The 26,529-nt window shown below is 72.6% G+C and carries 22 protein-coding genes and 1 pseudogene; 5 read left to right on the top strand and 18 right to left on the bottom strand.

The genetic code is table 11. From position 1 onward, the window contains the following. Positions 1-9: 9 nt before the first annotated feature. Positions 10-1,470: a xylulokinase gene (gene xylB / locus ACIHEJ_RS06410; RefSeq protein ID WP_400132486.1), complete on the bottom strand. Its 1,461-nt coding sequence runs from the start codon at positions 1,468-1,470 to the stop codon at positions 10-12. A gap of 200 nt (positions 1,471-1,670) precedes the next feature. Here xylB and xylA point away from each other — a divergent pair, with 200 nt between their 5' ends. After that, on the top strand, positions 1,671-2,837 hold the full coding sequence (gene xylA / locus ACIHEJ_RS06405; RefSeq protein WP_400132485.1) for a xylose isomerase: 1,167 nt from the start codon (positions 1,671-1,673) through the stop codon (positions 2,835-2,837). Positions 2,838-3,008: 171 nt separating this feature from the next. On the opposite strand, the gene ACIHEJ_RS06400 is transcribed toward xylA, so the two are convergent. The 16 genes from ACIHEJ_RS06400 to ACIHEJ_RS06325 all read right to left on the bottom strand — a co-directional run bounded on the left by ACIHEJ_RS06400 (position 3,009) and on the right by ACIHEJ_RS06325 (position 23,002). Then, a complete protein-coding gene (locus tag ACIHEJ_RS06400) occupies positions 3,009-4,349 on the bottom strand; it encodes an esterase-like activity of phytase family protein (protein WP_400132484.1) in 1,341 nt (446 codons plus the stop codon). 228 nt (positions 4,350-4,577) lie between these two features. Then, positions 4,578-5,990, bottom strand: coding sequence for an ABC1 kinase family protein (locus ACIHEJ_RS06395; RefSeq protein ID WP_400132483.1), 1,413 nt, complete (start codon positions 5,988-5,990; stop codon positions 4,578-4,580). Continuing rightward, complete coding sequence (locus ACIHEJ_RS06390; protein ID WP_400132482.1) at positions 5,987-8,227, bottom strand: anthranilate synthase component I; 2,241 nt, start codon at positions 8,225-8,227, stop codon at positions 5,987-5,989. Before ACIHEJ_RS06390 ends, ACIHEJ_RS06395 begins: the two co-directional genes overlap by 4 nt. Before the next feature lie 50 nt (positions 8,228-8,277). Then, positions 8,278-9,741 (bottom strand): 3-carboxy-cis,cis-muconate cycloisomerase, encoded by a 1,464-nt coding sequence (gene pcaB, locus ACIHEJ_RS06385; RefSeq protein ID WP_400132481.1) that lies wholly within the window; start codon positions 9,739-9,741, stop codon positions 8,278-8,280. Further along, positions 9,738-11,753, bottom strand: coding sequence for an FAD/NAD(P)-binding protein (locus tag ACIHEJ_RS06380; RefSeq protein ID WP_400132480.1), 2,016 nt, complete (start codon positions 11,751-11,753; stop codon positions 9,738-9,740). Before ACIHEJ_RS06380 ends, pcaB begins: the two co-directional genes overlap by 4 nt. Positions 11,754-11,898: 145 nt before the next feature. After that, a complete protein-coding gene (locus ACIHEJ_RS06375; protein WP_400132479.1) occupies positions 11,899-13,041 on the bottom strand; it encodes an acyl-CoA dehydrogenase family protein in 1,143 nt (380 codons plus the stop codon). A gap of 5 nt (positions 13,042-13,046) precedes the next feature. Next, positions 13,047-13,562, bottom strand: coding sequence for a PaaI family thioesterase (locus ACIHEJ_RS06370; protein WP_400132478.1), 516 nt, complete (start codon positions 13,560-13,562; stop codon positions 13,047-13,049). 527 nt (positions 13,563-14,089) lie between these two features. Then, a complete protein-coding gene (locus tag ACIHEJ_RS06365; protein WP_400132477.1) occupies positions 14,090-15,220 on the bottom strand; it encodes a ferritin-like domain-containing protein in 1,131 nt (376 codons plus the stop codon). Further along, a complete protein-coding gene (locus ACIHEJ_RS06360; RefSeq protein WP_400132476.1) occupies positions 15,217-16,734 on the bottom strand; it encodes a class I adenylate-forming enzyme family protein in 1,518 nt (505 codons plus the stop codon). Before ACIHEJ_RS06360 ends, ACIHEJ_RS06365 begins: the two co-directional genes overlap by 4 nt. A gap of 1 nt (position 16,735) precedes the next feature. Then, the gene (locus ACIHEJ_RS06355) at positions 16,736-16,984 is read right to left on the bottom strand and encodes a phosphopantetheine-binding protein (RefSeq protein WP_400132475.1); all 249 of its coding nucleotides are present in this window, start codon (positions 16,982-16,984) and stop codon (positions 16,736-16,738) included. Beyond that, a complete protein-coding gene (locus ACIHEJ_RS06350) occupies positions 16,981-18,000 on the bottom strand; it encodes a hypothetical protein (RefSeq protein WP_400132474.1) in 1,020 nt (339 codons plus the stop codon). Before ACIHEJ_RS06350 ends, ACIHEJ_RS06355 begins: the two co-directional genes overlap by 4 nt. Then, entirely contained in the window at positions 17,997-18,254 is a 258-nt protein-coding gene (locus ACIHEJ_RS06345; protein ID WP_400132473.1) for an acyl carrier protein, read from the bottom strand. Before ACIHEJ_RS06345 ends, ACIHEJ_RS06350 begins: the two co-directional genes overlap by 4 nt. After that, complete coding sequence (locus tag ACIHEJ_RS06340; protein WP_400132472.1) at positions 18,251-19,921, bottom strand: AMP-binding protein; 1,671 nt, start codon at positions 19,919-19,921, stop codon at positions 18,251-18,253. Before ACIHEJ_RS06340 ends, ACIHEJ_RS06345 begins: the two co-directional genes overlap by 4 nt. A 5-nt stretch (positions 19,922-19,926) precedes the next feature. Then, the gene (locus ACIHEJ_RS06335; RefSeq protein ID WP_400132471.1) at positions 19,927-21,525 is read right to left on the bottom strand and encodes a class I adenylate-forming enzyme family protein; all 1,599 of its coding nucleotides are present in this window, start codon (positions 21,523-21,525) and stop codon (positions 19,927-19,929) included. A gap of 425 nt (positions 21,526-21,950) precedes the next feature. After that, the gene (locus ACIHEJ_RS06330; RefSeq protein WP_400132470.1) at positions 21,951-22,439 is read right to left on the bottom strand and encodes a hypothetical protein; all 489 of its coding nucleotides are present in this window, start codon (positions 22,437-22,439) and stop codon (positions 21,951-21,953) included. Next, a complete protein-coding gene (locus ACIHEJ_RS06325) occupies positions 22,436-23,002 on the bottom strand; it encodes an RNA polymerase sigma factor (protein ID WP_400132469.1) in 567 nt (188 codons plus the stop codon). The genes ACIHEJ_RS06330 and ACIHEJ_RS06325 overlap by 4 nt, the downstream gene beginning before the upstream one ends. Positions 23,003-23,308: 306 nt before the next feature. Here ACIHEJ_RS06325 and ACIHEJ_RS06320 point away from each other — a divergent pair. The 3 genes and pseudogenes from ACIHEJ_RS06320 to ACIHEJ_RS06310 form a co-directional block, all read left to right on the top strand. Then, a pseudogene (locus ACIHEJ_RS06320) lies at positions 23,309-23,563 on the top strand (carboxylesterase family protein); the annotation flags it as partial. Positions 23,564-23,682: 119 nt separating this feature from the next. Further along, complete coding sequence (locus ACIHEJ_RS06315; protein WP_400132891.1) at positions 23,683-24,099, top strand: hypothetical protein; 417 nt, start codon at positions 23,683-23,685, stop codon at positions 24,097-24,099. 327 nt (positions 24,100-24,426) lie between these two features. Beyond that, on the top strand, positions 24,427-24,960 hold the full coding sequence (locus ACIHEJ_RS06310) for an RNA polymerase sigma factor (protein ID WP_400132468.1): 534 nt from the start codon (positions 24,427-24,429) through the stop codon (positions 24,958-24,960). Here ACIHEJ_RS06310 and ACIHEJ_RS06305 read toward each other — a convergent pair. Continuing rightward, on the bottom strand, positions 24,937-25,440 hold the full coding sequence (locus ACIHEJ_RS06305; protein WP_400132467.1) for a hypothetical protein: 504 nt from the start codon (positions 25,438-25,440) through the stop codon (positions 24,937-24,939). The two genes, ACIHEJ_RS06310 and ACIHEJ_RS06305, sit on opposite strands and share 24 nt — an antisense overlap. A 370-nt stretch (positions 25,441-25,810) precedes the next feature. Here ACIHEJ_RS06305 and ACIHEJ_RS06300 point away from each other — a divergent pair, with 370 nt between their 5' ends. Then, positions 25,811-26,407, top strand: coding sequence for a 4'-phosphopantetheinyl transferase (locus ACIHEJ_RS06300; RefSeq protein ID WP_400132466.1), 597 nt, complete (start codon positions 25,811-25,813; stop codon positions 26,405-26,407). The last annotated feature ends 122 nt before the right edge of the window (positions 26,408-26,529 follow it).

Raw genomic sequence — 26,529 nt, 5'->3', positions numbered from 1 at the left:
ATCTGCCGCTCAGCTCGGTGTGCGTGGCGGGGTCTGTGCGTCCCGCTCCAGCAGCGGGGCCGCGTCGGAGAGTACCCCGGTGATCCGGTCCAGCGTCTCCTGATCCCGCTCCACGGGCTCCAGCACCGGGCCCGCGGCCGTGTTCCAGCGGCGGGCCACGGCTGCTGGATCCTCGCCGGTCAGCAACCCGGCCGCCTGCGCCGCCGCTCCCAGGGCGACCAGCTCACGGGCCTCCGGCACCTGTACGGGCCGTCCCGACAGCCGGCGCACGGTCTGCTGCCAGGCCGCACCGCGGGCCCCGCCACCGATGAGCAGCAGCGGGGTGCTGCGGTCCGCGTCCTCGTCGAGGACCAGGTCGAGCGCGCCGAGCAGCGCGTGCACCGCGCCGTCGTAGGCCGCCTGCAGCAGCTGGCCCGCGGTCGTGTCGTGCCGCAGCCCGTGCAGCAGACCGGAGGCGGTCGGCAGGTTCGGGGTGCGCTCGCCGTCCAGGTACGGCAGCAGCGTCACGGAGCCGCCCGGCTCCACCGCCTCCCGGTCCCGGCTCAGCAGGGCCGCGACGTGGTCGACGGCGAGCGTGCAGTTCAGGGTGCAGGCCAGCGGCAGCCAGTCCCCGTGCGCGTCGGCGAAGCCCGCCACCGTGCCGGTCGGATCGGTCGGGCGGCGCTTGGAGACGGCGTACACCGTGCCCGACGTACCGAGGCTGAGCACCGGGGCGCCCGGCCGCAGCCCGAGCCCCAGCGCCGCCGCCGCGTTGTCGCCTGTGCCGGGCGCCACCAACGTGCCCTTGGAGAACGGCAGGTCGTGGCTGTCGCGCACGGTGCCGGCCACCTCGCCGGGCCGCACCACCCGGGGCAGCAGAGCCGGATCGAGACCGATGTGCGCGAGGGTCTCCGCGTCGTACGCCTCCGTCCCGGACGCCCACCAGCCGGTGCCGGAGGCGTCGCCCCGGTCGGTCGTACCCTGCCCGGTCAGGCGCTCGGTGAGGTAGTCGTGGGGGAGCCGTACCGCCCTGGTCGCACGCACCGCCTCCGGCTCGTGCTCGGCCAGCCACGCCCACTTCGTGACCGTGAAGGACGCCCCGGGCACGCTGCCGGTGCGCTCCGCCCAGGCCTTCGGGCCGCCCAGCTCCTCCACCAGGCGGCGGGCCTGCGGCGCGGAGCGGACGTCGTTCCACAGCAGCGCCGGACGCACCGGCTCCCCGTGCTCGTCCAGGGTCACCAGACCGTGCTGCTGACCGCCGATCGACACCGCCGCGGCCTCGTGCGCCGCGTCACCGCACTGGCGCAACGCCTCGCACAGGGCCTGCCACCACTGACGCGGATCACTCTCCCGGCCCGCACCCGAGGAGACGGTGTGCGCGGCCTGGCCGCTCGCCACCACCTGCCCGGTCGACGCGTCGACGACCAGCGCCTTCGTGGACTGGGTGGACGTGTCCACGCCGACGACGAGCGGACCCTCGGCTGCTGACATCGGGCTCTCCCTTTTCGCGACGTTCCGTGACGGTCACGACACTCCGTGACGTTGCGCGACGTCCGTGATGTTCCGAGACGCGTGCGTGATGCTCCGCGACTTGCGGGTCAAAGACATCTTGTCTCTTCCCAGAGGTGCGCCCGCATACTAATTTGTAAACGGCCATGACGAAATAGTCGTACGCAGCAAGGAGTCGCGGCATGAGCTACCAGCCCACCCCCGAGGACAGGTTCACGTTCGGCCTGTGGACCGTCGGCTGGCAGGGAAGGGACCCGTTCGGCGACGCCACGCGGCGTGCCCTCGACCCGGTCGAGACCGTGCAGCGCCTGGCTGAGCTGGGCGCCCACGGGGTGACGTTCCACGACGACGACCTGATCCCCTTCGGGTCCACGGACACCGAGCGCGAATCCCACGTCAAGCGGTTCCGGCAGGCCCTGGACGCCACCGGCATGACCGTCCCGATGGCCACCACGAACCTGTTCACGCACCCCGTCTTCAAGGACGGGGCGTTCACCGCCAACGACCGCGACGTGCGGCGTTACGCGCTGCGCAAGACGATCCGCAACATCGATCTGGCGGCCGAGCTGGGCGCGCGGACGTATGTCGCCTGGGGTGGACGCGAGGGCGCGGAGTCCGGCGCCGCCAAGGACGTGCGTGCGGCCCTGGACCGGATGAAGGAGGCCTTCGACCTGCTCGGCGAGTACGTCACCGCCCAGGGCTACGACCTCCGCTTCGCCCTCGAGCCCAAGCCGAACGAGCCGCGCGGCGACATCCTGCTGCCCACCGTCGGTCACGCACTGGCCTTCATCGAGCGTCTGGAACGTCCGGAGCTGTACGGCGTCAACCCGGAGGTCGGGCACGAGCAGATGGCGGGTCTGAACTTCCCGCACGGCATCGCGCAGGCGCTGTGGGCGGGCAAGCTCTTCCACATCGACCTCAACGGCCAGTCCGGCATCAAGTACGACCAGGACCTGCGGTTCGGCGCCGGCGACCTGCGGGCGGCGTTCTGGCTGGTCGACCTCCTGGAGACCGCCGGCTACGAGGGGCCGCGCCACTTCGACTTCAAGCCGCCGCGGACCGAGGACCTGGACGGCGTGTGGGCCTCGGCGGCGGGCTGCATGCGCAACTACCTCATCCTCAAGGAGCGTGCGGCCGCCTTCCGCGCGGACCCGGAGGTCCAGGAGGCGCTGCACGCGTCGCGCCTGGACCAGCTGGCCCAGCCCACCGCGGCCGACGGTCTGCAGGCACTGCTCGCCGACCGCGCCTCCTTCGAGGAATTCGACGTGGAGGCCGCCGCCGCGCGCGGGATGGCGTTCGAACATCTCGACCAGCTGGCGATGGACCACCTGCTGGGGGCGCGGGGCTGAACGGCAGCACGCGCGCGTGCCCACACCCGGGCCCGGCACAGGCCGGGGTGCCCGGGCGTGACGCAGGCCGGGCGACCGGGGCATGACACAGGCCGGGGAACGGCACGAGCAAGAGCCGTTCCCCCGGCCTCGAGCGAGCGAGTCCTCGCGACGGACCGGGCGGGAAACCGGTCACAGCCCCCTGGGCAGCCGGAGGTACGTCACGGTCGTCCTGACGCCGCTGTCGACCAGCCGGCCCTGCGCGTCGAAGGCGCCCGCGCCGTCGGTCATGCCGAAGTCGTTGTCGTTGACGAGGGCGAGCGTGTCGCGGTCCACGCGCGCGATGCCCTCGATCTTCTGCTGCACCCCATGCACCTTCCCGAGGTCGACGACGAGCCGCTTGGCCAGGACCGGCACACCGGCGGCCGCCGGATCGTCCAGCTGCTCCAGGGACGGAGACGTCGTGTCGTCGTCCCAAGGGCCGCCGAGAATGCTCGACCTGCGCCTCAGCTCGACCAGCTGCAGCCGGGCCGCCCTGTCCGTGCGCTCCTCCACGAGCAGCCGGTCACCGCCCACGGCCACCACGGAGGAGATCTTCAGCTCGGACGTGTCGTCCTCGCTCGGGTCGACCTCGTTCACCGGGTCGAACCGGTAGGCGTACTCGGCGGTGACGGCCTTCTTCCGCGGTGAGAACCGCAGCAGTCGGGTCGTGCGCGAGGCGTCCCCGGCGCCGGCGTCCGGCAGCGACAGCGGGCTCTGCAGGGCCATCACCAGGTCGCCGTCGGGCAGCTGCGCGAGCCCCTCGAAGCCCCGGTTGATCTTCCGGTGCAACAGGATCGACGGCAGCGCTTCCACCACCGGGTAGTCCGCGCCGGTCAGGCCGAGCCCCTGGGGCACATAGCGGGTGAGCACCTTCCCGCGCGCGGAGACGTGGACGAGCGAGGGGCCGTACTCGTCCACGAGCCAGAACGTCCCGTCCCCGGCCCGCACGATCCCTTCGGTGTCCAGACCGTCCGGGTCGTACGACAGCGGCGTCCTCGCGTCGTAGGTGTACGGCGCCTCGTCGCGGCTCTGCTGGTCGGGCAGCCCGGTGACGGCCTCGCCGGAGGAGGTGGTCAGCGGGATCGCGTCGACGACCTGTACCGAGTCCCCGACGACCCGGATCTTCACGATCGCAGGGTCGAAACCCGGCACCGGGAAGGTGCGGCGCTTCTTGCCGTCCACGTTGATCTGACCGTTGGGGCCGCGGTCGGTCACCGTCCAGTACTCGCCCTTGCGGCCCGCCGGGTACATGTCGCTGCCGATGCCGCCGAGCTCGATGCCGTGGTCGTCGTCCACGCTGCCGGGCAGGAGCGCGTCGCTGAACGCGCCGAGCGGGATCTCGCCGAGCGTCGCGGTGCGGACGACGCGGGCGTCCTCGGACGGCGCCGCCGTGGCCGTGGCCGCCGCCACCAGGGCGACGGTCAGGGCCAGCGGCAGACCCGTGACGAGGGGACGGTGGACGCGGCGCCGTCCGGCGGCATGCGGGGACATCGGGCCTCCTGGGAACAAGGTCGTTGACAGCGGCCACATTTGGGCCCCGGGAGGAACATGGCACGACCGGGGGATGAACGGTCGGCGACCGCCGTTCATCGGATCGCGGCGATGCCTGCTGCCGGCGCGTCACATCACTGCCTGCTGCTGCCCTTTCCGGGTGGTGCCCGGGTCGAGTCCAGTGCTGTCCCGCCAGGACCGACGCTCCACCGATCCGCACGAAACGGCTCAGGGAGCGGCGGCTTCCGTGGCCGCCACGTCCTCCGTGAACCCCCGGAGCCAGCGGGTGACTTCGGTACGGAAAGGGATTTCGCACTCCAACTGGCACAGCACCGCCGTGGCCGCGCCGACCACGCGGTTGACGAGGACGTAGGACGGCGGAAGGTTGAAGCGGCGCAGCAGACCGCTCTCCCGCAGATCGATGGCCTGCACCACCTCCTCGCGCAGCCATTCGCGGGTGAACCGGTACGTCTCCTCGGCGGCCGGCGTGGACAGGGGCAGCAGGAACGAGCCGAGGGCCGCCGGATCGAGGTGCGCGCCGGGCGTGATGACGCCCTCCCGCACCAGCAGATCCTCGGCTGCCGTCCACTCGCCGTCCTGCGCCAGCCGCAGCAGCGTGCCGAGGGCGGGCGGGAAGCCATCGGGCATCTGCTTGACGGCGCCGAAGTCGATGACGCCGAGGCGACCGTCATCCAGCAGCCGGAAGTTGCCCGGGTGGGGGTCGGCGTGCAGCCGACCCGCCCGCTCGGGACCGGAGAACAGGAAACGGGTGTAGCGCAGCCCGGCGTGGTCGCGCTCCGCCTGTGTGCCCTCCCTGATGACGACGGCGAGCGGGGTGCCGTCCATCCACTCCGTGACGAGCACGCGCTGTGTGAAGGTGACGGTGTCCGGGACGAGGATCTCCTTGTCGCCCCGGTAGGCGTCGGCGAACGCCTGCTGGGCTGCGGCCTCCAGCCGGTAGTCGAGTTCGTCGGCGACCCGCTCCTTCAGCTCCCGCAGCATGGGCTCCACGTCCAGGCCCGGAGTGACCACGGAGAACAGCCTGATCAGCCGCCCGAGTTGGGCGTAGTCACCGAGCAGCGCCTCACCGGCTCCCGGATACTGGATCTTGACGGCCACCGGGCGGCCGTCCTCCCACACGGCACGGTGCACCTGGCCGATGGAGGCGGCCGCGGCGGGCGTGTCGGAGAACTCCCGGAAATGTGCTCGCCACGTGGGGCCCAGCTCCTCCCGCAGTACGGCGTGGACCTGCTCCGCGGGCAGGGCGGGCGCGGCCTCCTGCAGCAAGGTGAGCGCGGCCCGGTAGGGGCCGATGACCTCCGGGGGCAGCGCCGCCTCGAAGACGGACAGCATCTGCCCGAACTTCATGGCACCGCCCTTGAGTTCGCCGAGCACCCGGAACAGGTGCAGGCTCGTGCGGCGCTGCAGTTCCACGGTGATCAGTTCGACGGGCTGGCCCAGCAGCCGTCGCCCGAGCCGCAGCGCGGAGCGGCCGGCGAAGCCGAGCGGCAGGGAAGCGAGACGGGCGTTGCGGGCCCAGGGCGAGCGCGGAATCTCACGCGCGGTGCCGTCGCGAGGGCCGAGGGAGAACGGAGCCTCGTCCTCGTCCCGGTACTCTTCCCCGTACTCGTCCTCCGTCATCGCAGGCTCCCGGCGGTCGTGGCGGTCGCCCGTGACGTCGCGCCGAGTTCCGAGACGGCGTTGGCGATCAGGCGGTGACCCGCCCGCTGGGTCATGGTCATGATCGACTCGGGGTGGAACTGGACGGCCGCGATCGGCAGTGTGCGGTGTTCGACGCCCATCACCGTGCCGTCGGCCGTGCGGGCCGTCACCAGCAGGTCCGCGGGCAGGGTGTGCGGGTCGGCGTAAAGGGAGTGGTAGCGGCCGGCCCGGAAGCGGGCGGGCAGGTGGCGGAAGACCGTGCCGCCGTCGCCGACCACCTCGACGGGCGACGCCTTGCCGTGCCACGGCCGCGGGAGCGTGGTGAGCGTGCCGCCGAAGTACTCCACGATGCCCTGCAGCCCGAGGCACACGCCGAACACCGGCAGCCCGCGCAGCAGCGTCGCGTCCAGCGCGGTGGACATCCCGAAGTCGGCCGGGCGGCCGGGACCGGGCGACAGCAGCACCAGGTCCGGTGCCACGTCGTCCAACAGCTCCGGCGGGAAGCCGGCGCGGTAGGTGACGACCTCCGCACCGGTCTGGCGTACGTAGTCGGCGAGCGTGTGGACGAAGGAGTCCTGGTGGTCGACGATCAGGACGCGCCGGTTCCGGCCGGGATACGAGGCGGCCGGCCACGGGCCCGCCGCGCCCGACCGGTCGAGGACACCGCGCCCGCGCCCCGGACCGTCCGCGTTCTCCACCGCGTCCAGCAGCGCGGACGCCTTCAGCACGGTCTCGTCCTCCTCCGCCTGCGGGTCGGAGTCGAACAGCAGCGTGGCGCCCGCCCGTACGGTGGCGACGCCGCTGCGAATCTGGATGGTACGCAGGGTCAGCGCGGTCTCCAGGCCGCCGTCGAAGCCGATCCGCCCGACAGCGCCGCCGTACCAGCGGCGCGGGCTGCGCTCGTGCTCCTCGACGAAGGCGATGGCGGCGCGCTTGGGCGCCCCGGTGACCGTGACCGCCCACATGTGCGTCAGGAACGCGTCCAGGGCGTCCCGGTCGGGCCGCAGACGGCCGCGGACGTGGTCGACGGTGTGGATCAGACGGGAGTACTGCTCGATCTGCCGGCGGGCCAGCACCTCGATGCTGCCGGGGACACACACGCGGGCCTTGTCGTTGCGGTCCACGTCGGTGCACATCGTCAGCTCCGACTCCTCCTTGACCGAGCCGAGCAGGGTGCGGATCTGCTCGGCGTCCTCCAGGGGGTCCCGGCCACGGGCGATGGTGCCGCTGATCGGGCAGGACTCGACGGTGCGGGCCTGCGCGTCGACCCGCACGAACATCTCCGGGGACGCCCCGACCAGGTGCTCGCCGTCGGCGAGGTTCATCAGCAGTCCGTAGGGGGCCGGGTTGCGTCGGCGCAGCCGCCGGAAGACCCGCGACGGCGGGGTGTCGGCGCGGCGGTGGAAGCTCTGTCCGGGCACGACCTCGAACAGGTCACCGGCCCGGAACCGTTCCTTGGCGTCGCGGACCAACGCCGCGTAGTCCCCGGGCGCGTGGTCGCGGTGGCCGCTCGGCTCGACCGGCGGTCCGCAGGGCGCCTCGGGGGTGGCGCGGTCGAGGCCTTCGGTGGCGCGCCCGGCGTAACGGAACTCGTAGGAGTCGAGGGTGGCGGTGCCGCTGCGGCGGTCGATCCGCAGAATGCGATCGGGTATGTGCAGCACCAGGGTGCGGTCGTGCGGGTCGCGCTCCTGGCGCAGCGGTACGGGATCGAAGCCGAGGACGAGGTCGTAGCCGAACGCCCCGTACAGGCCCCACAGTGCGTCGTCCGGTCCGGACAGCGCGGCGACGAGGGCGCGCAGCGCGGTGAAGGCGGACGGGCGGCGGGTGCGCTCCTCCTCGGCCACGGGCTGGGCGGCACCGGCCGCGCCGATGCGGGCGGTGATCGTGCCCGCGGCCTCGTCGAACTGCGCGCCGTGCGAGTCCAGGGCGGCGGCCAGCGCGGGCAGCAGCACCCGGCCGCGTTCGTTCAGCGCGCGCAGCCGTACGCTCTCGTGGTCGGCGGCCAGTTCCACGGGCGGGTCGACATGGCCCAGGTCGTGCGGCCGGTAGCGGCCGGGCTGGTCGCAGCGCCCCGACAGCAGCAGTCCCCGCCGGGTGTCCAGGGCGCCCTCCAGACGGGTCAGTTCGGCCTCGGCCCGCTCCGGGTCCAGCGCCTCGGTCCGGCGGGTCACCTCCAGACCGATCGGGGTCGTCCACCGGTGTGTAGTTGCCGTCATCGTGAGATCCTTCTGCGTCGGTGCGCCCACAGGTGCTGCGGGGAGGGGAGTCAACGTCGGCCGCCGGGACGGGCGTTGCGGTGGCGGGCGAGGAGGCGGTCCACGAACAGGCCGGCGGCGCCGGTGTAGTGCTCCGGCGCGCACAGGGCGTGCAGCGCGTCCGCGTCGTGCCGGCCGGCCAGTTCGGGGGCCTCGGCCAGGACGTCCGCCAGATGACGGCCCTCGGTCGCGGCCCGTGCGCAGGCCGCGGAGACGACCGACTTGGCACCGGCCCTGCCGAGGCCGGGCGAGAGGACGGCGGCGAGCCGTTCGGAGACCACGAGCCCGCCGGTGAGACCGAGGTTGGCGGACATCCGGCCCGCGTCCACGGTCAGGCCCTCGGCCAGCTCGGCCGCCGTGTGCGCGGCTCCGCCGGCCAGGGCGAGCGCGCTGCGCAACGGCTCCCACTCGGCGTGCCAGGCGCCCGCGGGACGCTCGTCGTCGGTGACCGCCGCATGGGCGAGCGTGCCCGCCAGGCCGGGCAGCCGGTAGGCGGCGGACCGGATCAGGGCGGCCAGGGCGGGATTGCGCTTGTGCGGCATCGCGGAGGACGCTCCACGGCCCTCGGCGCCCGGCTCGGACACCTCGGCGGTCTCGGTGCGCGCCAGCAACTGCACGTCGGCGGCGAAGGTGCCGAGGGCCGCGCCGGTCAGGGTGAGCGCGGACGCCAGGTCGGCCAGAGGGGTGCGTACCGTGTGCCAGGGCACCACCGGTTCGGCGAGACCGAGTTCGGCGGCGTAGGCGGCGGGCAGCCGCCGTGCGTACCGGTCGAGGGCGTCCGGGCCGAGGTCGGCGACGACACGCGCGTACTCCAGGTAGCCGGCCATCGTGCCCGCCGCGCCGCCGAGTTGGACGGGCAGTCCGCCGGCGCGGACCCGGCGCAGCCGCTCGGCGGCGTCCAGGACGCCCTGGAGCCAGCCGGCCGCCTTGAGCCCGAACGTGGTGGGCACGGCGTGTTGGCCGAGAGTGCGTGCGGCCATGGGCGTGTCGCGGTGCCGTTCCGCGAGCGCGGCCAGCGCGTCGGCCGTGCGGTCCAGATCGGCGAGGATCAGATCCGTGGTCCGGGCCGCGACCAGCATCAGACCGGTGTCGAGGACGTCCTGGCTGGTGGAGCCCTGATGCACGAAGTGCGCGGCCTCGGGATCCTTGTCGGCCACGGCCTCGGCGAGCGCCCGCACCAGGGCGACGACGGGATTGGCGGCGGCCCGCGCGGCCAGCGCCAGGGACCGCGCGTCGAACCGCTCCGCTCGCGCGAGGGAGGTGATGACCAGGGCGACCGCCTCGGGCACGGTGCCGAGCCCGGCCTGCGCGCGGGCGAGGCCCGCCTCCGCGTCGAGAAGGGCCTGCAGACAGGCGCTGTCGCTCGTGGCGGCCTCGGCGGGACAGCCGGCGCGGACGGGGGACAGCAGCCCGGTGTCGGCCGTCGCCGGAACGGGGCGCGCGGCCGGGGCCGGCGGCTGGCGGCTGATGCTCACTCTGTCTCCTGAAGGGCCGTACGGGCGGGCCGGTGGCGGGGGAGCGGGTCGTCGACCGCGGGGCGCCCGGTGACGGCCTGGGCCACCGGCGCCGACGCGGGCAGCGCCAGCAGCGCCAGCGCGATCGCGTCGGAGTCGCCGAGCGTCACCGAGTTCACCCCGGGCCGGACTCCGGCGGCCGTCACCCAGTGGACCGACTCCGTCGGGACGCCGTAGGCGAAGCGGCGCGGATGCGGGCGGCCGTCCGCCGCCACCAGGTGGTAGGGGCGGGGCGTGACGGACAGCCCGCCGGTCTCGTAGGGGCCGTGCGCGGGGTCGGGCAGTGTGAAGGGGCGGCACTGGCCGGTGTCGGCCAGGTGGCGCAGCAGTGGGTCGGTGGTGCGTCTGACATCCGGCTCGGGCAGCCGGGCCTCCACCAGGGCCGTCGCCTCGACGCGGGAGCCGGGCACCTCGGCCGAGTCGACGACGAACACGCCCGCCTCCTCGTCGGCGCTCACCCGCATGCCGGGCCCGAGGACGTGCAGCACGCCGGCCTCCATCAGCGCGGTCATCTCCTCGATGCGGCTCGGCGGCGGCCCGATGGACAGGAACGCGTTCAGCGGTGTGTACCAGCGGTCCAGGTGCTCATGGTGCGAGTTGCCGGTCAGGCCGCCGTGGTCGACGACGAGCCGGACCTCGTTGCGCAGGTCCCGCAGCACGTCGAGGGCGGACTTCAACGGGCCGTCCACATTGCCGAGTTGCGACTCGGCCACGTCCCGGCGCAGCGTGTCCAGCAGCCACGACCGCCACTCCCCGGGACCGGAGAAGGACCGCTCACCGTAGGGCCGGGCGATGAGCCGCCAGTCCCAGCGGGCGGCCGGAGCGATCCCGTACGCCGACAACACCGCGGCCTCCTCGGCGGACCGCCATCCGGTCGCAAGGGTCTCGTCGCGGAACCTCCGGGCGGAGCACACGCACTGACGTCGGGTCAGCAGGGCCGAGTAGTAGACGGTCTCGACCTCCTTGGCGATCAGCGGCCACAGGTCCCGTGCGAAGTCCAGCCCGCCCCGCTCCGCGCGCTCGCGCAACTCGGCGACCTTCGGCGGCGTGAGCAGGAACGGCTCATGACGGCCGTGGGCGCCCTTCTGGTTGCGACCGCGCGAGTGGTACGGCACACCACGCCGCGAGCCCGCGTGGAGGACCGGCTCGCGACCCGAGGGGCGGTAGACCAGCCGCCCGTCGGCGCCGCGCTCGAAGGTGCCGCCGCGGCCCACGGTGAGCAGGGCCATGTGGTCGAAGAAGGTCAGCCCGAGGCCGCGCAGCGCGACCTTCTCGCCCGGTGCCAGGCCGGACAGGTCGAGGTCGGCCGGGTTGGCCGGCGGCACATGGGTCAGCGAGTGCCGTCGGGCGAAGGACGCCAGCTGCCGCTCCGCGTCGTCCGGGCGCACCGGCAGATGGCCCTGGGCCATCACCACTGCGTCCAGACCGTCGATGCGGGTGCCGTTGGCCAGCGTGACGCACTGGCGGCCGTCGGGCCGGTCCTGCAGCCGCACCGCGCGCAGCGGATGGACGATCACGGTGACGTGCTCCGGTGCCGTACGCACGACCCGTGCGAACACCCACCGCAGGTAGTGGCCGTAGAAGGCGCGCGTCGGATAGGAATCGGGCGTCAAGTCACGAGCCTCGGCCAGGACCTGATCGCCAAGGGCGCCGCCTTCGGCGGCCGGCTCGCCCACCAGCGCGATGCAGCGCGCCCACTCGTACAGGCTCGGGCCTGCCGCGAGGGTGCCCTGCATCTCCACGCTCGGGTCGGTGAACAGGGTCACCTGCGAGGCGACGGTGTTCATCAGCAGATGGTGCGACTGGCCGGTGCGCCACACCCGGCCGGCGCCGGGCCGGGACGGGTCGACGAGGTGGACCACGACCTCCGTGCCCAGGGCGCGTTCGCGGGCGTTGGCGCACAGTCGCTCCAGGACCGACAGGCCCCGGGGGCCGGCACCGATGACGCAGACTTCGAGCTGCCTTTCGCTCACAGGCGTATCCGTTTCGCTGGGAAGTGGGGCGCGCACGGCTCGTCGCGGAGCCGGGATGCCGGGATGCCGGGATGCGGGGATGCCGGGATGCGGGGGTGCCGGTGCCGGAGGTACCGAGGCGCGGAAAATGGAGGGCCGCCTGCGGTCATACGCCCAGATCGCGGCCGATGATCTCTTTCATGATCTCGTTCGTGCCGCCGTAGATGGGGTGCACCCGGTTGTCGACGAACGCCTTGGCCACCGGGGTCTCGCGCATGTAGCCGTAGCCCCCGTGCAACTGCACGCAGCGGTCGAGGACCCGACGCTGTACGTCGGTGGCCCACCACTTGGCCTTCGCCGCGGCCACCGCGTCGAGCCGGCCGGCGTTGTGCTCGGTGATCGCGCGGTCGACGTAGGTCCGGGCGACGTCCAGCTCCGTCGCCATCTCGGCGAGTTCGAAGCGGACGTGCTGGAAGGCGCCGATCGGCTGCCCGAAGGCGGTACGGCTCCTGCAGTACTCCAGAGTCTGGGCGAACGCGGTCTCCGCCGCGGCCACCGCGTACGCGGCGATGCCGAGGCGTTCCTGCGGCAGGTTGGCCGCGAGGTGGAGGAAGGCCAGACCGGGCCGGCCGAGCACGTTGGCGGCCGGGACGCGCACCTCGTCGAAGAACAGCTCGGCGGTGTCCTGGGCGGCCATGCCGATCTTCTCCAGCTTGCGGCCGCGGGTGAAGCCGGGCATGTCCCGCTCGACCACGAGCAGGCTGAGCCCGCGGCTGCCCCGGCCGGGCTTGGTGCGGGCCACCACGATCACCAGATCCGCGTGGATGCCGTTGGTGATGAACGTCTTCGCGCCGTTGAGGACGTAGTGGTCGCCGTCGGGATACGCGGTGGTGCGGATGGCCTGCAGGTCGCTGCCCGCCTCCGGCTCGGTCATCGCGATCGCGGTGATCAGCTCGCCCGAGCAGAAGCCCGGCAGCCAGCGCCGCTTCTGCTCCTCGGTGGCGAGGCCGAGGAGGTAGGGCGCGACGACGTCGTTGTGCAGCGCGAAGCCGATGCCGGTCGCGCCGACGCGCATGATCTCCTCGCTGACGATGACCTGGTAACGGAAGTCGCGCACGCCTGCGCCGCCGTACTCCTCGGGCACGTCGATGCCGAGCAGGCCGAGCTTGCCGGCGCCGCGCCACACCTCGCGGTCCACGAGCCCCGCGCGCTCCCAGCCGTCGTGGTGCGGGACGATCTCCCGCTCCACGAAGTCGCGCACCATCTTCTGGAAGTCCCGGTGCTCCTGGTCGAGTTCGCTGTCCCGCATGCCGCTCACCCCGCCATCCGGCCGGCCGTGGCCGGTGCCGTACGGTGGATGATCTGTTCCACGGTTCCGGTGCAGGCGCGGGCGCCGTGCTGTACGAAGCGGACCTCGGCGACGGCTCGCCGGGTGGAGCAACTGGTCAGCTCCGTCTCGATGCTGACCGGCCCCGGTACCAGCGGGGCGTGGTAGTTCACGGCCAGGCCGGCGGTGAGGAAGCCCGAGCCGTCCGGGATCGCGGAGAGCATGACCAGCCCGGCGAAGTGGTCGACCAGGCAGGCGATCCAGCCGCCGAAGACCACACCGGGGGTGAGGGTCAGGTCCTCCTCGAACGCTGTCTCACAGGTGATCAGCCCCGGCAGCCACGAGGTCGCCGGCGGCAGGGCGAGGGTGCGGGCCGCGGGCGGGTCGGCCACCGTGCCGTCGGCCAGACCGGCGAGCACACGGCGGCCACTGGTGTCCGAACCGGCCGGCGCGAGCCCCCGCAACCGGGTGGGACGTGTGGGCGGCGGTGTGGTTTCGAGCATGCTGACATCTCCGACATCTGCGCGAGGGACGGTGGACGGGGGCCGGAAGCCCAGGGCTGCGCCGGCCGGGCGCCGAGCCGGGCCCGGGCCTCTGCGGGCGGGTGGGGGCCCCGCCGGGGGCCGGCCGTGGCGGGGCGAGGGCTCTGCGAGGGCCGGGGCCTTCCGGGGTGGGCCGGTGCTCTGTGTGGGCCGGGTGCCCCGCCGGGGGCCGGCTGTGGCGGGGCGAGGGCTGCGCCGGGGGCGGGTGCTCCGCAGGGGGCGGGCCCGGGGTTCTGCGGGTGGGCCGGGGCTCTGCGGGCGGGCCGGCGGATTTCACCGGAGGTCGAGGGCTTCGTGAGGCGGGGGAGAGCTGTGTCGGGGGTAGGGGCGGGGGCTGCGTGGGGTGGCCCTGGGCTCCGCGGGGTGAGGCGAGATGTGCCGGGAGTAGTCCGGGGCGCTGTGGGGTGGGTCGGGGCTCCGCGGAGGCGGGGGTGGGGCCGCCGCCGGGCCCGGAGCGGGGGATTCCTCCGGGGCGGCGGCGGCCCGGCTCACGGGGCGGGCGTGGTGCCGTCGGACGGGGCGGCGCCACCCAGGTCGACCACCTGCTGGATGTCGCTGCGGCGCAGATCCATCTCGTGCCGGGTGAGGGCGTCGACGGCGGCCTTGTCGTCGAGCGCGCGCAGCGCCTCCTCGTCGACGTCCTGGAAGCCGAGGACGCCCATCTTGGCCAGCGCCTCCTGAACGCGCGGCCCGAACATGCCGATCTCCTTCAGGCCGGGCACGATCCGCATGAAGACCAGCCGGCGGAACTCACGCTTGGCGGGCGAGCGCCGGGACGCCTTGATGGCCTCCTCGCCGTACCCGAGCGTGTTCCAGATCTCGTCGTCGACGTACCGGTCGCGCAGCGCCCAGCACCCCTCGACGACGAAGTCCTCGCGTTCCTTCAGCTCCGCCTCGGACAGCTGCGGGTAGTACGCGCGCAGCAGCAGCCGTCCGAACGCCACGTGCCGGGCCTCGTCCCGGGCGACGTACGCGCTGAACGCCCGGGCGAGCGGATCCGTCAGCCGTTCGCGGTGCACCCCGAAGGTGGCCAGACCCATGTTCTCGACCAGGATGTGCGCCGCCAGCACACCGAAGTCCCAGCGAGGTTCGCGCATGGCCTGCTCGAACATCGCCGAGATCGACGGAGAAAGCCCGTAGCGCAGTCCGATCTTGGTGTGCAAGAAGCGGTGGAAGCCTTCGACGTGCCGGGCCTCGTCCATCATCTGGGTGGCCGCGTACAGCTTGGAGTCCAGGTCCTCAACGGTCAGCAGAATCTTGCCGACCGCGATCAGCGCGGCCTGCTCGGAGTGCAGGAACTGCGAGTACAGCCAGCCGCTGCTGTGCCGCCGCACGATGCGCCGCTCACTCTCCGGCAGCCTGTCCCACAGCTTGGACCCCGCGATGGAGATGAAATCGTCGGGCAGGCCCAGCGGGTCGTCGGGGTCCACCTCGTGGTCCCAGTCGAGCCGCTCGTCCATGTCCCACTGACGCTGCTTGCCCTGCTGGTACAGCCGGACGAGCTTGTCGTTGCGCTGGTCGTAATCCCACTGGATCACGGCGTTGCCGTGGATCGGGACGGCCCATTCGCCGGCGAGGTCCGTGAGCACCTCGGGTCGGGTGTAGTCGGTGGTGGTCATGCGGTCTGCTCCGTGTCGGCGGTGAGCGTCTGGCGGGCGATCTCGCGCAGTTCGGTGCGCAGCGCCTTGCCCGCCGGGTTGCGCGGGATGCGCTCCAGGGGCAGGAAATGGGTGGGGCGTTTGTAGGGGGCGAGCCCGTCGACGCACAGCTGGAGCAGCTCCGCAGGGTCGAACCTGTCGGCCGCCACCGGCTGCACGAACGCCACGGGCGTCTGCCCCCACAGGTCCGACGACAGCGGTACGACGACGACGTCGGCGACGTTCCCGGACTGTCGCAGCACGTGCTCGATCTCGGCCGGGTACACGTTCTGCCCGCCGCGCAGGATCAGGTCGTTGCGGCGGTCCACCACCCACACCCGGCCCTCGGCGTCGGCACAGCCCAGGTCGTGGGTGTTGAGCCAGCCGTCACGCAGCACGTCGGCGGTCGCTTCCGGGTTCTTCCAGTAGGTCTGCATCAGGCCGTCGCCACCGACCTGGATCTCCCCGACGACGCCCGCGGGCACCTCGCGGCCCTGGTCGTCGGTGATGCGCAGCTCGGCGCCGAGCATCGGCACCCCGACGCACACGGCTCCGGGCACCGGCGGCGCACCGGCCCGGGTGCCGGGACGCAGGGTGAGGACCGGACCGCCGCCCTCGGTGATACCGAAGATCGTCTGCAGCTCGGCACCGAGCCGCTCCCGGGCCTCTCGGGCCAGGTCCGCCGGCATCGGTGCGGCGCCGTGCAGCAGCAGCCGCAGCCGGGACAGGTCGGTGTCGGCCAGGCTCCTGGTCTGCAGCAGCAGCCGCACCATGGACGGCACGAGGAAGGCGTGCTCGACCTCCCAGCGCTCCAGGGCGGCCAGGCAGCCCTGCGGGGTGAAGCGGTCCAGGACACAGACCGTGCCGCCGGCCGCCAGGTGGTCCAGGGCGATCACGACGCTGCCGTGGAAGAGCGGCCCCGCGTTGAGGAACGTGGTGCCGGGTTCCGGGCGGACGTCGGCGAGCCAGGACAGGGCGTTGATCTGCAGCGAGCGCTGGTCGACCACGACACCCTTGGCCCGCCCGGTGGTCGCCGAGGTGTGCAGGATGAGCACCGGGTCGGCCATGCTGCTGCCCGGCTCTTCCGGGAACTCTCCGTCGGTGTCGGGCAGTTCGGGCAGGGTGGCGATGTCGATGACGGGCAGCCCGGGGTACAGGTCGGCCAGGCGCGCCGCGTAGGCCGCCTCGGCGACCGCCGCGGAGGGCTCGACGGAGTCCATGATCGCCCCGAGCTCCGGGCTGGTCAGCGCCGGGTTGACCGGCACCGCGACCAGGCCGGCGGCGGCGCAGGCGAGGTACGTCTCCAGCACCTCGACGCGGTTGCCGCTGAGCACCAGGACCCGGCTGCCGGGCAGCGTGTCGTTGCGCAGCCGGCGGGCCAGGGCTCGCACATCGCGGTGCAGGACACGCCAGCTGACGTCACGTCGGCCGTCGCGCAGGGCGAGCGCGTCGGGGTCCCGGTCGAGACCGCGGCGCACCACATGGTTGAGCCACATGTCAGTTCGCCTCCGCCCCGATCAGCGCGGCGACGGCGGCCACCGAGGTGAGCCCGAGCAGTTCGTCGTCCAGCAGCGGCCGGCGCAGTTCCTCCTCCAGGCTGAGCGCGATCCGGATCATTTCGCCCGAGCCGATGCCCGCCTGCGCGAAGTCGTCCTCGTCGCCGAGGCGGTCCAGCAGGGCGGGGTGGTCGAGGCTGGCCTTGATCAGGTCGCGAACGTCGTCCAGGGTGCGTACGGCGGCGGTCATGCGGTCCTCCTCGGGCGGGCGCCTACGCCGACCATCGCCCAGTAGGGCGCGGGTTCGCCGTCGAAGTAGACGAGCGGTTCGGCACTGTCCGTGCGGCACGGCAGGAGCCGGTTGAAGCGGCTGCCGAAGCAGGCGGCGGCGAAATCGGGTGACTCGGCGACACCGCGTTCGTCGCCGACGGTGGCGACGAACGCGAACACCGGGTCCAGCGACTTGTGCACGCCGTCCTCGACGACGTCACACCAGGCGTGGTCGCTGCCGAAGAGCCCGAGCAGATAGCCGCGCCGGGCGGTGGCCTGCAGTCCGGCCGCGCGCAGCCGGTCGGCGAGCAGCCGGGAGGCGACCACACAGTCGGCGATCCCGAGGTCCCAGGCCCGGTGAGGGTCGGCGCGCAGCGGTTCGGGCACCGTCTGGTAGATGACGCGGCGGGAGGCGAGCCCGTCCACGACCTCGGCCCACGCCTCGTGGATGCGCGGGTCGCGCACCGTCTGCTCGGCGCCGGTCAGCCGGACGGCCGCCCGGTATCCGTTGGTGCGCAGCGGCTCGTCGAAGGGGCCGCCGTCCAGCGCTTCGACGCCGGGCGCGGACAGGTCGGGGACCCGGACGGTCACCTCCAACCGGCCCGCGTCCGCGGCGGGGGCCTCCGCACCCTCGCCGCCGGCCGTGCGGGCCGGGTGCACGCCGACCTCCCAGTCGCGGGGCTCGAACCAGCTCGCCCGCTGCGAGGCGGCGAAGCGCATCAGGAAGCGCAGGCCCAGTTCGGGCACCGTCTGGCCGGTGCCGCAGAACATGCCGACGTTCATCAGGTCGTCATAGTCGAACAGCGGCCCGCGCGCGGAGTCCACCACGTGCGGCAGCCCCTCGTCGGCGAGCCGGGCCACCTGCTCGGGGGCGGCGCGCAGCGCGCGGGCGGCGGTCGCGGTGTCGGTGTCGTAGCGGGCGACGTCCGGCGGCGCGACCCGGAACCGGTCGAGCGCGCCGAGCAGCGCGTGCGACGCGGCGGTCTCCACGGTCATATGGCGCTGCCCTCCCGCGCCAGCTCGGCCACGAAGTCGGCCAGTTCGCGGACGGTGGCGGACTCGAAGAGGAAGTCGTCGGGGATGACGACGTCGCAGTCGTCCTCGATCTCGGTGATGGCGCGCAGGGCCTTGACGGACTCGATGCCGGGCACGGCCGACAGCGGCTTGTCGGGGTCGATGGACCGTTCGGCGACGCCGGCCTGCGTGGCCAGGGCCCGTACGACGATGTCCAGGGTGGCGGTGACGCTCATGAGTGCTGTCCTTCCGGTGCGGTGGCGGAAACGTTCCTGTGCTGCCGGTACAGGTCGGCCGCGCCGGAGCGCTTGACCTTCCCGGAACTGGTGAAGGGCAGGGTCTGCGGAGAGACCGCGAAGGTCTCGACCGCGGTCAGGCCGAGGTGGTCGGCCAGGCGGGTGCGGATGGCCTCGCCGACGGCGCGGACCGTGTCGGTGTCGAGCTTGGTCTCCCAGACCACGACCATCCGCTCCTCGCCGTCGTCGTCCCAGGCGAAGGCGGCGCAGTGCCGGCGGTCGACTCCGGGGGTGGCCTTGACGATCTCCTCGACGTCCTCGGCGTAGTAGTTCTGGCCGCGCACGACGGCCATGGCCTTCAGCCGGCCCATGACGTACAACTCGCCACCGTGCAGGAAGCCGATGTCACCGGTGCGCAGCAGCCCGTCCGGGGTGAACGGCTGCTCGGCCGCGGGCAGTCCGAGATAGCCGGAGGTGACCGGCTCGCCGCCGATCTGCACCTCTCCGACGACGCCTTCCGGAAGCGGGTTGCCCTCGGCGTCGCCGATGCGCAGCTCGATGCCCGCGACGGGCGTGCCGCAGGAGACGACGGTCCGTGTGGTCGGTCCGGATGCGGCCTGCTCGACCCGCTCGCCGACGGACAGGCTGGAGCGCTCCACGTCGAGGCTGCGGTACGCCGACCCGGGCGCGCCGGTGCTGACGATCAGGGTGGCCTCGGCGAGCCCGTAGTTGGGCTGAACGACGTGGGGGCGCAGCCCGTGAGGGGCGAAGGTCTGCTGGAACGCCTCCAGGCTGGAGCGGCGCACCGGCTCGGAGCCGTTGCCGCCGTAGCGCCAGGCCGACAGGTCCAGGCCGTCGGGGATGCCCTTGGCGGCCGCGGCGACGAGGTAGTCGTAGAAGAAGTTCGGGGCGGGCTGGATGGTGGAGCGGGACGCGGCGAACTCGGCGAGCCACTGCATAGGGCGGCGCACGAAGTCGCCGGGCTGCCACAGGGTGATGACCGAGCCCATGCGCAGACCGGCGAGCAGGGTGAACAGGCCCATGTCGTGGAAGAGCGGCAGCCACTCGCCCAGCCGGTCCTCGGGCGTCCATCGGGTCCCGGCGTCGATGGCGTCGAGTCCGGCCGAGACGTTGTCGTGGCTGACCACGACGCCCTTGGGCGCCGAGGTGCTTCCGGAGGTGTACTGGATGACGGCGGGCGCCGCTCCGCCACCGGCGGGCTCGGCCAACACCGGGCGGGCGGCGGGCGGTTCGGCGATGTCGACGAACGGGAGCGCCGGTACGGCCTCGGCGACGCGGGAGACGATACGGCCGCCGAGGCTGCCGTCGACGAGCATCGCGTCCAGTTCGGCGTCGTCCGCGATGCGCCGGACGTGGGCGGCGTAGGCGTCGGCGCCGCCGAAGGCCACCGGCAGCGCCAGCGGCACGGCCGCCGCGTCGAGGCGGAGTGTGGCGAGCAGCCCGCGTACCCACGGCTCGCCGTTGGCCATGAGCAGCCCGATCCGGCGCGGGGTGCGGCCTTCGCACGCGGTCAGTACGGCGCCGGCGGTGCGTTCGGCGCGGTCGAACAGGGCGGCTCCGGAGACGGGCTCCTCGGAGCGCGAGGGAGTGTGCAGCAGGGTCTCGTCGCGCAGGCCGCGTGCGAGTTCGTACCACAGGTGCGTCATGCGGGTCAGGCCTCCTTCCGGGCGGTGGTGGTGCGCTGGATGCGGCCCGCGAGTTTGCGGCGCAGCACGGATCTGCGGACCTTGTAGGAGCCGGTGACCGGCATGGCCTCCCACTCCCAGAAGCGGACGTCCAGGTCGGGCAGACCGGCCTCGGCGGCCACGGCCCGGAACCGCTCCGGGTCGGGGTTGGTGCCGGGGCGCGGGCAGGCCACGGCGAACACGGAGCTGTCGTCCTCGTCCTTGATCAGCACCAGCTCGACCAGCTCGGGCAGCGCTTCGAGCAGGTGATCCTCCTTCTCCAGGAGGCTGTCGACGCCGTCGACGTGCTCGACGATGCGGTCGAGGAGTTCCAGCGAGCCGTCGTCCAGCAGGCGGCCGATGTCACCCATGGGCCACCAGGCGTCCTGCGGCGGCATGGGGCTGCCGCCGACGTAGCCGCGCATACGGCCGGGGGAGCGGGTCTCGATGAAGCCGGGCGTGTTCGCCGGCTGCTCGACGCCGTTCTCGTCCACGATCCGGATCTCCATGCCGCCACCGCTGTGGCCGACGTTGCGCGGCGAGTAGTCCGCGGACTCCTCGCGGGCGACGATGCGCAGGCATATGGGGCCCGACTCGGTCTGACCGTACGCCTGGAAGTAGTGGGCGCGCGGGTGCTCCGAGGCGTTCAGCAGGGTGCGCACGGTGCGCGGGTGCATCGCGTCGAAAGTGGAGATGAACCGCTCGACGTGCTGGAAGGGGCGGTCCGGGTCGTCCGCGAGGGACTCCCACTGGATGTAGACGTTCGGGTGGGTCTCGAGCGAGGTCGGCCGGTGCTGGAGCATCAGCCGCTTGACATTGACCGGGTCCGGGTCGGCGATGGCCAGCGCGGGCATCGCCGTCTCCAGTGAGGCCAGCGTGCCGGCACAGGTGCGGGCGTGCACGAAGGACAGGTGCTTGGCGTTCAGGTCCTGTGGCGAGTACTGGTCCCGGAAGATCATGATCATCGGGGCGACCATGCCGAACAGCGAACGGGTGGAGTGCGCGGCCATCTTGGGTGCGCCGGTGGTGCCGGAGGAGTGCGTGATGACGAACCACTCGTCCTCGTCCCGCGGTGCGGCGGTGTGCGCGACGCGCTCCTGGAGCGGTACGACCCAGTCCTCGTCCGTCTCCTCCAGGCAGAGCACGCCACGGGTCAGGAGCCGCAGCGCGTGCCGGTGCTCGGCGAGCCGGGACAGCCCGAAGGAGTCGACCAGGAGATACGGGTGGTCCAGCCGGGCGAAGCACTCCAGGAGTTCTCCGGTCTCCATCGCGGAGGACAGCAGGGCCGGCAGGGCGCCGATCTTGCCCAGGGCGCACATCACGCCCTCGACCTCGATGTGGTTGCGCTGCACCACCGCGACGACGTCCCCGTGGCGGATTCCGCCTGCCCAGAGCCGGTCGGCGTAGTCGTCGACGGCCTGGGCGAACTCGGCGAAGTTGGTGACCGGACCGTCGTAGGTACGCCACGGCGTGTCGGAGAGAAAGGGCGTGTCGGGGTACTTCTCGGCCGCGACGGTCGGAAGGATCCCGAGAGCGGCGGTCGGCTCGGGTACGACGTCGAGCTTGAGTGCGGATATGTCGGGCATGGAGGTTCCCTCTGCTCGGCCTGGCGATGACGTGCGGGCAAGCGCAGACGCGCGCCGGATGGGCTGCTGTGCGTGGGGGATGGCCGGGGGTCGCTCACCGTGGGCCGGGAGCGTCCGACACCAGACAAGAGGCGGCATCCAGCCGATGCACTCCACCGGGATTCGCGTTTTTCTCGAGCGGCGCCGGTTTTTTTTCCGGAAGGGCGCGTTCCCGGTGGCCGGGCCGCGTGCGGGCGGGCCGGCCGGGCCGGACGCGCGCAGTGACGTCCGGCCCGGCTCCCGCGGTGGATCGGACGTCACTTCGCGATCCGGTCGCGATCCGGGGGGCGTCGCGACCGGGGTCGTGCCGTGATGCTCCGAGCCGTCGTCGTCCTCGAAGCGTCGACTCGCTCGGAGGGCTCGTCGTGCTTCGGGGCCGTGTGCGCTCAGGCCGGCTTCAGGCTGCGGCGGATCGCCGCCCGCCGGGCCGCCCGCTCCACCATCAGCAGGCCCCGGGAGTGCCCGAGCGGGCGCAGCGCTCGCTGGACGGGGACCGACCAGGGCCGGCGGAGACCGCCGAGCACGGCGAACCGGGTTCCGGAACCCTCCGGGACGGCCGCCATGCCGCCGACCACATGGCGGCTCTGCATCAGACACCAGCCGGTCCGAAGCCGCACGTCGAAGCGCGCCCGGTGACCGAGTGGGCCGTACGCCCACGCCGACTGCCGGTCACCGGAGAGCGGTTGACAGTGGAAAGCGCGCAACGTCGGTACCAGATGGGGCAGTTCGCCCTCCAGGTCGCTCGCCACGGCCCACATGTCCGCCATCGGCAGGTCCACATGGGCTTCCGCGTACATGACGGCATGCAGCCCGGCGGCCATCACGCGCAGGCGGCGCACCGGGTCGAGTTCGGCCGTCGGCCAGTTCGGGTTCATCGCGGCCACGCCTTTCGAAAGCTGTGTCGGGCACGGTGCAGCCGGGACTTCAGCGTGCCGCAGGAGATGTTGAGAACGTCGCTCGCCGTCCGTTCGTCCAGGCCCTCCAGTTCGCGCAGGACCAGGACCGCACGGTGCTCGCTGGTCATGCGCCGCAGGACGTCCCGTACGTCCACGGCGAGTTCGGGACTGCGCGGCCAGGCGATGTCGTCGAACTCGCAGACCGGTGTCTCGCGCTCGGTCCGGCGGGCCACCCGAACCGCCTCGCGTACGGTGATCGTGCGCACCCACGCGTACAGGGAGCGCGGGTCCTTGAGCCGGGGCAGGCCCTGGAAGACGGCGATCAGCGCCTCCTGGACGGCATCGGCGCTGTTGTTCAGGGCGATCGGCCTGCACAGTCGGCTCACATACGGTGTGAGCAGGCCCAGCAGGTCGTTGAGCGCCATGGCGTCACCGGACTGCGCGGCCCGGACGAGCGGGGCCGCCTTGGCCCACGGGTCCTCCGGAGCGGTCTGCCGGGACGGCGGGCCCTGCTGCAGGGTGCCCGCGCGCGCGGTTTTCATCTGTCGTTTCCCTCCCTTGGTCGTCGACGCTCCAGCGGCACCAAGGCGGCGTCGGTGTGGGAGCTTCGGTGGGAAGGAGGGGCCGGAGTGGTCCGGTACTCCCGGTACTTTCCGCTCTGGCGTGAATTCGTGCGGGGTCGGCGGGAGTGCACAGGCCGTCGGCCGCCTCTTCCGTTCGTCGAAGATGCCCGCCGCGGCAGCCGGAATCCCGGCTGCCGCGGCATCCGAGGGCTGGAGGAGGCAGGGCGGGTGCAGAACGACTCGCACTTCGAGGTGCGCACGGAACACGGCCGGGTGTACGGCCGGATGCAGTCGGTCGGCGGACCGGGGGCGAAGCACGGCAGACCGGTGGCCGCCTCCCTCGGTGTCCCGTTCGCCGAGCCGCCGTTCGGGGCCCTGGGGTTCGCCGCGCCCGAGCCGCCCGAGCGATGGGACGGGGGACGGCCCGCGACGGAGTTCGGGCCGCCGGTGCCGCAGCACGACCGGATGAACCCGACGGGACCGGCCGCGCGTGCCACCCGTCCGGCGGACGACTGCCCGACCGTCGACGTCTGGTCGCCGGATCCCGGGGCGGCCGGGCTGCCGGTGATGGTGCGGTCCTACGGCGGCGCCTTCACGCGGCGGGCGGTGAGCGCGCCTACCGCGACGCTGTCGCGTGCTCGGAGGCACTCTGCGAGACCGTGCGCTCCGACTCGCCGTGCCGGGTGCCCGCGCTCGCCCTGCTGGAGGCGCAGGCCGCCGTCGGTGGGCGGGCCTTCGCCTGGCAACTGGACTGCTACGCAACGGTGTTCGGCGGTCGGCTCGGTGCCTGCCACGGCCTCGACGTACCCCTGGTGCTCGGCGCACCGCAGGCCCGCCGGATGCTCGGGCCCGAGCCGTCGCGGGAGGCGAGGGAACTGTCCCGCCGGACGCGCACGGCCTGGTTGCGCTTCGCGGTGACCGGTGACCCGGGCCGGCCCGCGTACCGCGCCCGGGACACAACGGTGCAGGTCCTCGACCGGTACGACACCCTCGTCCAGGACCCCGTGCGGCCGGCTCGTGAATTGTGGATGGGGCCGGGTCTCAAGGTTTTGGGTCTCCACTCCGCGACGGCGTAGGATTGAGTCGCTATTTGTTGGCGAGTGCCGCCCTCCCGTGTTCGCTGCTGCATATTTTGTCACCAGTCGGTTGAGTCATGTTCCGAGATCTTCCGCCTCCCGGACGCCTGTGCCCGATGCTAGAGTTGCCCGCGGTGCGCGTGAGCAGTCCAATTCGCCATCAACGGGGGGTCAATTCATGGTTCTGTGCTGCCTGTTTGCGAGAACGAGAACCGGGCGGTCGGGCGGGAAAGCCGGCCGGCGCGGGAAGGGTCGGTGCGCCACGGTGCCGCCGGTGAACGCATCAACGACGGACCGGTACGTGGCGGAGCCGGAAGCGGTGATGCGGTGACGAGGGACGGCAACACGGCCACGTTGCACGATCCGCACCTGCTGGCCCGTCTGGTGCGTGGGGCGCAGGGGGGCGACGCGCTGGCGATGGACGAACTGCTCGGCATCCTTGCCCCCTATGTCGGTCGGATCTGCGGCCCCGTGGCCCTGCAGGACGGTGCCGACGCGGCACAGGAGACCCTGATCGCGGTCTTCCGCAGCATCCGCCAACTGAAGGAGCCGACCGCCCTGTTCGGCTGGGTGAGGGCGATCGCGGTGCGTGAGGCCCTGAAGTTCGCGGGCCAGCGCCGTCGGCAGCCGACCGTGACCATGGAGTGGGAGGATCCGCCCGCCCGTGGAGAGCTCCACCTGGCCTCCGACATCGCCGACGCCCTGCAGCGGCTGGCGCCCGAGCACCGGGCGGTGTTGATGCTCCGTCATGTCGAGGGACTCAGTGAACAGGAGGTGTCCGACCTCCTGGAAATACCGGTGGGGACCGTGAGATCACGGCTGTTCAGAGCCAGACGGTCATTCCGGTCGGCCTGGGGCTGACCCGGCCGCCACCCGCTCCCCGAGTCGGTCGAGCATGTTCTCGGCCCGCCGTGCGGACCACGGGCCGCGCAGCCGGTCGAGCAGGTGGCCACCGGGCAGCCGCAGGCTGGTGAAGAAGGCGAACCGGCAGCCGTCACCGTCCGCGGTGGCGGCCATGCCGCTGGTCAGCACCTTGCCCTGCATCAGGCACCAGCCGGGACGCAGTACGACGTCGAACTGTTCCCGGAACCCGACGGCACCGACCGCCTCGCCCGACAGTCGCTCACCCGCGGAGTGTGTGATGGTGAAGGAGCGCAGACCACTGACGATGAGCGGGAGTTCGTTCTCCAGATCCGAGGCGACGGACCACAGCCGCTCCAGCGGCACGTCGAAGCGGCGCTCGGCGTACGACGGATGCCCGGCGGCGGACGCCATGACCTTCAGACGGCGCACCGCGTCCAGCTCGGCCGTCGGCCACCCGCTGGTCCCCGAACCGGTCATCACTGTCGCTCCCTCTGTGTCGTAGGGGAGGGCCGCACCACCCCCGACGGTCAAGGCCCGGTAAAGCAGGGAGTGCATCGGTGCCACGCCGCCTCTTTGTCTCCGAGAGGTCAGGATACCGACTGCCCCTGAGTCGTACGAACAGTTCGGCCGGGATCAGGCAGAACCGTACGCCTGGCCGCTCCGTCGCGTGAACCGGCGGAATCCGGCGTACCGGGCAGACGTTCTCCGGAGAAATTCGCCGGAATTCACCGTGCCGTCAATTCCCCGACCCGCCAGCCAGGAACAGGAAAAAAACCTCGTGTATTCGAGTGGGACGCTCCGCATTCTGCCTCGTGTTTTTTCCAGCGCCGGGCCGCGCATTCCGGGAGTGGGCTTCGCTGTCGCCTCCGTCCACGAGGGCCCGCCGGTCGCCGTGACCGACGAGGAACGGCACCTGGCCCAGACGATGCCCAGGCAGCGCCGCAGCGACTTCCTCATCGGACGCAGCGCGCTGCACCGCGCCGTACGAGCGGCCGGACTGAGCGCCGGCCCGGTGCTGTGCGACGGGCCCCGGCCCCGGCTCCCCCAAGGGCTCTCGGCGTCGATCAGCCATTCCGGCGGCATCGCGGTCGCCGTCGCCGGACCCGCCGACCGATTCCCGGCCCTCGGTATCGACCTGGAACTCTCAGAACTTCCGGTCCGTGCGGCCCACTTGGTGCTGCGCGAGCCCGAGCGCCCGCTGCTCGGCCCGCCCCGCACGGCGGCCCAGCGTCTGCTCACCCTCTACTCCGCCAAAGAGGCCGCCTTCAAGGCCCTCAGCCCGCTGGCAGGCCCCGCCCTGCGCGGCCTGCGGGACCTACGGCTCATGCCGGACGGCGCCGGATTCCTCGCTCAGGCCACCGGACACACCGAGCACCGCGTCCGGGTGAGCGTACGGCGGCTGCCTCAGGGCGGGGTGCTCTGCTGGGCACTCCTGGACGACTGACGGCCGAGACCTGACCGTTGACGGCCGAGGTCTGACCACTGACCACTGACGGCTGGTGGCAGGTCGCCCTGCGCGACGCCGCCCACCGTCCGGGCCGTATGCCGCCCCGACACACAACCTCC

Origin of the sequence: Streptomyces sp. NPDC052301, assembly GCF_044593395.1 — a bacterium.
GTDB lineage: Bacteria > Actinomycetota > Actinomycetes > Streptomycetales > Streptomycetaceae > Streptomyces.
This window is presented reverse-complemented; position numbering and strand designations above follow the sequence as displayed.